At 31.9% G+C, this 2,014-nt stretch carries 4 protein-coding genes; all 4 read left to right on the top strand.

Features of this window, described 5'->3' with window-relative positions; translation table 11 throughout:
- Positions 1 to 96 precede the first annotated feature (96 nt).
- The 4 genes from ACW2QF_RS19865 (at position 97) to ACW2QF_RS19850 (ending at position 1,969) form a co-directional block, all read left to right on the top strand.
- A complete protein-coding gene (locus tag ACW2QF_RS19865) occupies positions 97 to 693 on the top strand; it encodes a DUF3793 family protein (protein ID WP_455717750.1) in 597 nt (198 codons plus the stop codon).
- Between the two features lie 52 nt (positions 694 to 745).
- Positions 746 to 1,177, top strand: a complete 432-nt coding sequence (locus tag ACW2QF_RS19860) for a flavodoxin (protein WP_455717749.1) — start codon at positions 746 to 748, stop codon at positions 1,175 to 1,177.
- A 91-nt stretch (positions 1,178 to 1,268) separates the two neighbouring features.
- Positions 1,269 to 1,556, top strand: a complete 288-nt coding sequence (locus ACW2QF_RS19855) for a DUF2325 domain-containing protein (RefSeq protein ID WP_455717748.1) — start codon at positions 1,269 to 1,271, stop codon at positions 1,554 to 1,556.
- A gap of 125 nt (positions 1,557 to 1,681) precedes the next feature.
- Complete coding sequence (locus tag ACW2QF_RS19850; protein WP_455717747.1) at positions 1,682 to 1,969, top strand: DUF503 domain-containing protein; 288 nt, start codon at positions 1,682 to 1,684, stop codon at positions 1,967 to 1,969.
- Positions 1,970 to 2,014: the final 45 nt, after the last annotated feature.

Raw genomic sequence — 2,014 nt, 5'->3', positions numbered from 1 at the left:
TATATTTTTGATTTTAATCTTATAGTTAGTTATGATATAAGCAAGTTAGAAATAACTAACTAATACTCAACTTGCTGAAAGGGGTATTAAGAATATATGAGTCAAGAAGTACTTCAGATGATAGGCAGTTTAAATCAAAGAGATATAAAAACAAAGTTAGCATTGAATTGTTCTCCGGTATTAACTGGACTAAAGATATCTAATTTATTCATAGTGTCTAATGAATATGAAAGAATGTTATATGAGATTTTCAAAGGATCTCCGATCTCAATATCGATTGTTTTAAGGACAAAGGAGAAGACAACATTCTTACTTTATAATAAAAGCAGAGTAGAAGAATACCTAGAAGATGAAAAGGTTAAAGAATTGATGTATACTTTCGGGTACGAAAATCCTACTTTATATTCTGTATTGGTAGAACTTAGAGGCCGTTATAGAAAATACAAAGAAGAGGGAGCTGAATTTCCTCATGAACTTGGAATTTTACTTGGCTATCCAGTAGAGGATGTTACTGGTTTTATAGAAAACAAAGGGATGAATTTCTTATATACAGGTTATTGGAAAGTATATGGGAATGTTAATGAGGCAATGAATATATTCCATATGTTTAATCAAGCAAGGGAGAATGCTATTAAAATGCTTATGAATGGGGCGAGTATTCAGAATATACTTTCGATTCATTATAGTAGTTAAAATTTATAAATAATTAAGATACGTATAAGTATCTATATAAAGGAGAATATGTATGAGTAAAATTACAGTTGTATATTGGTCAGAAACAGGCAATACAGAGGCTATGGCAAAGGCTGTAGGACAAGGTATAGAAGAAAGTGGTAAAGAAGCAGAAGTTGTAGAAGTTACTAGTGCTAATGTTGAAGTTTTAAAAGAAGCTTCCGTTTTTGCACTTGGTTGCCCTGCCGCTGGAGCTGAGATTCTTGATGAATACGACATGGAACCATTTGTTGTAGAAGTTGAACAATTTGCTACTGGTAAGCAAATTGCTTTGTTTGGATCTTATGGCTGGGGTGGTGGCCAATGGATGCGTGAATGGGAAGAACGTATGACAAATGCTGGCGCAACAATCGTAGGTGGTGAAGGCGTTATATGTCAAGACGAGCCTGATGATTCAGTATTAGAAGCTTGTAAAGATCTTGGTAAGAAACTAGCTTCTTTATAGTTGATACTTTAAAAACCAAGAAAACCGTTACTAGAATGATTATTTTCAAACTATTAACGGTTTTCTTATAATATATATGGAGGTAGCGAATATGAGCGTTGTTATAATAGGTGGACATGACCGTATGGTCTGTCAATATAAGAAAATATGTAAATCATATAATTGTAAGGCAAAAGTATTTACTCAAATGACAAGTAATCTAAGAGAACAAATTGGATCACCAGATTTAATTGTATTATTTACAAATACAGTGTCCCATAAGATGGTAAGATGTGCTGTAGCAGAAGCAGAGAGAAATAATGCAGATATTGTAAGATGTCATACAAGCAGCAGTAATGCTTTAGAAGAAATCTTAGAATCACATGTTGCTATGGCTTAATAGGTAGATGAGTAACCACTTTCTAACTTTTCTTAAGAGTAATATTTAGATTGTTGGAATTGATTTGATCAATCCTGTATACAACTATAATAAGTTATGCTTAAGGAGGCGAAAGGAAGAGACTTATGAAAATATTTGCATTAGAAATAAAATTAAGAGCTATTTGGGTACATTCATTAAAAGAAAAGAGAATGATTGTACAAAGTATTGTAAAGAAAATAAGAAATGAATTTAACGTATCAGTGGGAGAAATATCAGAACAAGATATTCATCAGATTATTGTTATAGGAATTGTTGGTTTAACTTTAGAAGAGAAACATTTAGAGGAACGTATGGAAGAAATTCTTCATTATGTTGAAGTGAACACAGATGCAGAGATTATTGATGTTGTAAAAGATAAAGCAGTGTTCTAGTAAAATAGATTCTAAACTATAGACGTTAAACGTCAAGTAGTATAT

The organism is Anaerosporobacter sp., assembly GCF_965301125.1.
Note: the sequence above shows the minus strand (reverse complement) of the source record. Positions and strands in the feature narration are given on the sequence as shown.